General features: G+C 64.4%; 1 protein-coding gene. It reads left to right on the top strand.

The features are described 5' to 3' along the window. Positions 1–247: 247 nt before the first annotated feature. The coding region (locus D1614_RS28780; protein ID WP_206610207.1) for a hypothetical protein at positions 248–534 on the top strand (287 nt) is incomplete at its 3' end.

Raw genomic sequence — 534 nt, 5'->3', positions numbered from 1 at the left:
GTTTCACGCGCAGCGCGGCGGCGAGCTGGAGCACACGTTGCGCACGTTCGTGATGCGCTTGTCTGCCATGCTGCAGGCACCCGCGGAACGCCCTGCGAAAGCCGGCAGCCGTCGAAGCAGGGCGGTGCGTTAGGGTTGTCGCCAATTTCATCCTGTCGTAAGAAATTTACTATCTCGTAACGCGTGGCGCCCCCTCGCCCGGCTCACATCCGGCGCGAACTCCACCATTACAAGAACGAGGAGCTTCATGGATTTGTCGATTGCCGCCATCCTGGCGCAAGACGGCGTGACATCGGGCGCGATCTACGCGCTGCTGGCACTGGCGCTCGTGCTGGTGTTTTCCGTCACGCGCGTGATCTTCATCCCGCAGGGCGAATTCGTCGCGTACGGCGCGCTCACGCTGGCTGCCATCCAGGCCAACAAGGCGCCGCTGTCGGCCAGCATGCTTGTAGCGCTGGGCGTGCTGACCTTCCTCGTCGAGATGGGGCGTACGCTGCTGCAACCGGAGCTGCGCCTGCATGCGCTGCGCACCGG

Origin of the sequence: Maribellus luteus, from assembly GCF_003576475.1 — a bacterium.
In the GTDB taxonomy this organism is placed as follows: Bacteria; Bacteroidota; Bacteroidia; order Bacteroidales; family Prolixibacteraceae; genus Draconibacterium; species Draconibacterium luteum.
The sequence above is the reverse complement of the archived record's forward strand: the minus strand, read 5'-3'. Positions and strand labels throughout refer to the sequence as shown.